This window comes from Spongiactinospora gelatinilytica (genome assembly GCF_003236385.1).
GTDB lineage: Bacteria > Actinomycetota > Actinomycetes > Streptosporangiales > Streptosporangiaceae > Spongiactinospora > Spongiactinospora gelatinilytica.
On record NZ_POUA01000509.1, the window covers coordinates 1 to 4,416 of the forward strand.

At 71.9% G+C, this 4,416-nt stretch carries 5 protein-coding genes; 3 read left to right on the forward strand and 2 right to left on the reverse strand.

Going from position 1 to position 4,416, the window contains the following annotated elements; translation table 11 throughout:
- Positions 1-113 precede the first annotated feature (113 nt).
- Both C1I98_RS35890 and C1I98_RS35895 read right to left on the reverse strand, forming a co-directional pair.
- Positions 114-842: a cation efflux transmembrane domain-containing protein gene (locus C1I98_RS35890; RefSeq protein WP_111171744.1), complete on the reverse strand. Its 729-nt coding sequence runs from the start codon at positions 840-842 to the stop codon at positions 114-116.
- Between the two features lie 61 nt (positions 843-903).
- Entirely contained in the window at positions 904-1,242 is a 339-nt protein-coding gene (locus C1I98_RS35895) for an ArsR/SmtB family transcription factor (protein WP_111171745.1), read from the reverse strand.
- Positions 1,243-1,485: 243 nt separating this feature from the next.
- On the opposite strand from C1I98_RS35895, the gene C1I98_RS35900 reads away from it, so the two are divergent.
- Genes C1I98_RS35900 through C1I98_RS35910 form a run of 3 tightly spaced genes read left to right on the forward strand, consistent with a single transcriptional unit; the run spans position 1,486 to position 4,051 of the window.
- A complete protein-coding gene (locus tag C1I98_RS35900; RefSeq protein WP_233508472.1) occupies positions 1,486-2,298 on the forward strand; it encodes a sulfotransferase family protein in 813 nt (270 codons plus the stop codon).
- Positions 2,295-3,221 carry a glycosyltransferase family 2 protein gene (locus C1I98_RS35905; protein ID WP_111171747.1) on the forward strand — a complete coding sequence of 309 codons (927 nt, stop codon included), beginning with the start codon at positions 2,295-2,297 and terminating at the stop codon, positions 3,219-3,221. The genes C1I98_RS35900 and C1I98_RS35905 overlap by 4 nt, the downstream gene beginning before the upstream one ends.
- 53 nt (positions 3,222-3,274) lie before the next feature.
- Positions 3,275-4,051 carry a WecB/TagA/CpsF family glycosyltransferase gene (locus C1I98_RS35910; RefSeq protein ID WP_233508473.1) on the forward strand — a complete coding sequence of 259 codons (777 nt, stop codon included), beginning with the start codon at positions 3,275-3,277 and terminating at the stop codon, positions 4,049-4,051.
- Positions 4,052-4,416: the final 365 nt, after the last annotated feature.

Sequence of the window (4,416 nt, forward strand, 5' to 3'; positions counted from 1 at the left end):
AGGCGAGGAGCCAGGCGATGGCGACGGTGGCCGGGTGGGCGCCGCCCACTTCGACCTGAAGGACGACGAACTCACAGCCCTGACAGAGGCGTCCACCTGACACAAGCGCCTTCTCACACATCGTGCGCAGAATCCGTCCCGCAAGATCCGCCGTGGCCTGACGCCGCCGGGGCCTGGGAGCAGCAGGTGCCGGGCTGGGCGGCGGCCTTGCCGGTGGGAGGCGGGCAGCAGGTGTCGCCGTGCCAGGCGGCGTAGCCCTCCTTGGCGGCGATGGCGGCGATGACCAGGGCGGCGATCGGGTCGGCCCAGTGCCAGCCGAACAGGCTGTTGAGGGCCAGGCCGGCCAGCAGTACGGCCGACAGGTAGGTGCAGAGCAGGGTCTGCTTGGAGTCGGCGACGGCGGTGGCCGAGCCCAGTTCGCGGCCCGTGCGTCGTTGGGCGTGGGACAGGAACGGCATGACCAGCAACGACAGGGCGGCGAGCACCAGGCCCGGGGTGGAGTGCTCGGCCTGATCCGCGCCGAGCAGGGTTCGGGCGGAGTCGAAGACGACGTAGCCGGCGAGCGCGTAGAACGAGATCGCGATGAGCCGCAGGGTGACCCGCTCCCGCCGTTGCGGGTCGGCGGCGGAGAACTGCCAGGCGACGGCCGTGGCGGAGGCCACTTCGACGAGGGAGTCCAGCCCGAAGCCGATCAGTGCTCCGGAGGAGGCCACGACCCCCGCGGTGAGGGCGACGGCGGCCTCGGCCAGGTTGTAGGCGATGGTGGCGGCCACCAGGAGCCGGATGCGCCGGGTCAGCGCGGCGCGGCGCGCCGGGCCGGGGGCGAGCGGGACGGCGGTCATGGAGAGTGTCCTCCCTGGCGGGCGGTCGGCGGTGGCGCACGGCAGGCGCGCAGCTCAAGGATCAGGGGCGGCAGCCCTGCTCCTCGGCGTCGATGCAGGTGCGGTCGGTGGCCACGGCGACGACCGCGGCCAGCAGGTCGTCGAGCGCGTGCCCGAGGCGGGGGTCGGCCAGCTCGTAGCGGGTGCGCCTGCCGACCGGGACGGCGACCACCAGACCGCAGTCGCGCAGGCAGGCCAGGTGGTTGGACAGCCGGGTGCGCGAGATGCCGAGCAGTTCGGCCAGGTCGGCGGGATGGGCCGGGGCCTCGCGCAGTGCGACGAGGACGCGGCAGCGGATCGGGTCGGCGAGCGCCCGCCCGAACCTGGCGAGCACTTCGATCCCGGTGGCCGTGGTCAGCATGTCAGCCACGATACACAACTCCCTGAATTCATAACAGCCTGAATCCTTGAAAACGTGACCGCTTTTTGGGGGCCGCCATGTCGGACGATTACTCTGTGTGGTAGAATGAGTGCAGCAAGTAGCGGCTCTTTGGAGGTTCGTTTCGTGGGTCAATGCCCGCCACCCGCTCGGGTGATCTTCTTGGGCGGGCTTGGCCGAAGTGGCAGCACGCTCTTGGAGCGCTTGCTGGGAGAGGTGCCGGGGGTGGTTCCGCTCGGTGAGGTCGTGCATCTGTGGGCGCGAGGGTTGATCGATGGGGAGCCGTGCGGGTGCGGGGTTCCGTTGCCGGAGTGCGAGTTCTGGGCGGAGGTCGGGCGGCTGGCCTTCGGCGGATGGGCCCCCGAGCTGGCCGAGCGCATGATCGAGCTGCGCCGGCGGGTCGACCGCACCCGCCGGATTCCGCCGCGGCTGACCATCGAGCTGGTGGAATATGTCAGCGTCTACCACCGCCTCTACTCGGCGGCCGGCGAGGTCGCCGACAGCCCCGTCGTGGTCGATTCGAGCAAGCACGCCTCGCTGGCGTTCTGCCTGGCCGCGGCCGGTGTACCGGTCCATGTCGTACATCTGGTCCGCGACCCCCGGGCCGTGGCACACTCATGGCAAAGGCGGATCACCAGGCCGGAAGACGGCACCCCGATGCCTCGCTGGTCACCGGCCCGCACCGCCGCGCACTGGACCACGCAAAACCTCGCACTTGAGCTGCTCGCGGGCAAGGGGGTGCCGGTGACCAGAGTCCGTTACGAGGACCTGCTCGATTCGCCGCGCACCGCGTTCGCCCGCCTGCTCACCCGCCTCGACCTGGCTCCCCGGCTCGACTTCCTGACCGACCGCCAGGTTCACCTGACCACCGCGCACACCGCGTCCGGCAATCCGATCCGGTTCATCTCCGGCGCGGTGGAGCTGGTCCGCGACGACGCCTGGCGGCAGGCGCTGCCCTGCGGCCAGCGCCTCCTGGTGACCGCGCTGACGCTCCCGCTCATGCTCCAGTACGGCTACCGCGCGAGGGCGGCCGCATGACGGCGCCCCCATCGGTCGGAGTGGTGATCGCGACCCGCGGCAGGCGGCCGAAGTGGCTGCGCGCGGCGACCCTGGCGGCCGTCCGGCAGGACTACCCGGGAGCGGTCCAGGTCGTCGTGGTGGCCGATGGCGGCCATGAGCTCGTGGTCACGGTGGCCGGCCAACTGGCCGGGATCGTGTCCGAGACCGGGGCCGATCTCCGGGTGCTCCCCAACGGGGGCCGCCCGGGTCTTCCCGGAGCGCGCAATACCGGCATCGCCGCACTCCACACCGATCTCGTGGCGTTCTGCGATGACGACGACGAGTGGCTGCCCGGCAAGCTCGCCGCCCAGGCGGCGGCGCTCGCCGCACGCCCCGCCGCCGAGTTCGCCAGTTGCGGCATCGAGGTCGAGTACGGCACGCGCCGCACCGTGCGACTGGCAGGCACCGACACGATCACACCCGCTCACCTCATGAGGTCCCGGATGGTCATGGTGCATTCCTCCACTTTCATGTTCCGCCGCGAAGCCGCCCTGCGGGTCGATGAGAGCGCCCCAGGCGGTCAGAACGAAGACTGGGATTTCGCGCTGCGCGCGGCCAAGCGGCATCCGATCGCCCATGTCGATCGGCCCCTGGTCAGGGTCCGCTGGGGCGTCTCCGACTACATCGCCCAGTGGGCGGACAGGATCGCCGGGCTGCAGTGGATGCTGGCCCGGCACACGGAACTGGCCGTAGATCCACGCGGCGCGGCGCGGATCTACGGCCAGCTCGCGTTCGCCCACGCGGCGCTCGGCCATCGCCGTGAGGCGTGCAGATGGGCACTGCGCGCCTCGGCCGCCCGGCTCGCCGAGCCGCGTGCCGCCCTGGCCCTGATCGTCGCCGCCGGTCTGGTATCGGCGCACACGGTTCTGCACCGGCTGCACAGCTTGGGCCGGGGCATATGAGCGGCCACTTACCCGAGCGGTCCTCGGGTTCTTCGGCTCCTTCCGCCGGTCGTGTGGTGGTCGGGCGGGTCGCGTTCGACCCGCTCACCGAAGGGGAGGTCGTCGAGCGCGTCGTGCAGGCGTTCCGGACGGGGCACGGGGGCCACATCGTCACCCCCAATGTCGACATCTGCCGGGCGGCGCGCCGGGACAAGGAGATCGCGGCACTGGTGGCCTCCGCGGACATCGCGGTGGCCGATGGCATGCCGCTGGTGTGGGCGTCCAAGCTGCTGGGCACCCCGGTGCCGCGCCGGGTCGCCGGTGCCGACCTGATCTGGTCGCTGTCGGCGGCGGCGGCCCGCGAGGGCATGCCGATCTACCTGCTCGGCGGGCCCTCGGGAGTGCCCGAGCTGGCCGCCCAGGCGCTGGCGGCGCGCAGCCCGGGCCTGACCGTGGCCGGGGCGTCGGCTCCGCCGTTCGGGTTCGAGTCGTCCGCGGCGGAGTGGGCGCGGGTCAGGCGCGAGGTGGTCGCGGCGGGGCCACGGCTGGTGTTCGTCGGGCTGGGCTTCCCCAAACAGGACCGCCTGATCGCCGGCCTGCGCGCCGACCTGCCCGACGCGTGGTTCATCGGCTGCGGCGCGGCGGTCACCTTCGCGGCGGGCGCGGCCCGGCGAGCACCGGAGTGGATGCGCCACGCGGGGCTGGAGTGGCTGCACCGGCTCATCAAGGAACCGATCCGCCTGGCCCGCCGCTACCTGATCCACGACCTGCCCTTCGCGGCCCGCCTCCTCACCACCTGCGCAGTCCGCAGAGTCTTCCGCCGCCGCACTCCCGACGGAGTCACCGGCTGACCACCTGAACGGTTGGGTGGGGTTTGCGCGGGCGCGTGCCGAGCCATTGGCCGGCCGGTCTCGGGGGTGGTCTGTGGGGGTGTACGGCGGGTGTCACCGGTCGGCCACTTGGGTGGTGTGCGTGTGTGAGGCGTGTGCCGCTGGGTGAGCGTTCGGGTGAGCGGGTGTCTTGGGGGTGGTGCTGGGTGTCGCGGGCCGGCTGCGTGTGCGGCGTGCCGGTGTTCTGTTGGGGGCGGGGCGTGGTGGGAGTCGCCGCCGACCGGCTACGCGGCTCGGCGGGTGTCCCTTGGCTGTCTCTTATACACAACTGACGCTGCCGACGACTAGGCGAGTGGAGATCACCTGGGGGACCCATACCTGCTAGA

What these genes read in the sequence shown, in the direction of transcription:
- C1I98_RS35890 (WP_111171744.1), bottom strand. Translation starts at nt 842, where the DNA reads ATGACCGCCGTCCCGCTCGCCCCCGGCCCGGCGCGCCGCGCCGCGCTG.
- C1I98_RS35895 (WP_111171745.1), bottom strand. Translation starts at nt 1,242, where the DNA reads ATGCTGACCACGGCCACCGGGATCGAAGTGCTCGCCAGGTTCGGGCGG.
- C1I98_RS35905 (WP_111171747.1), top strand. Translation starts at nt 2,295, where the DNA reads ATGACGGCGCCCCCATCGGTCGGAGTGGTGATCGCGACCCGCGGCAGG.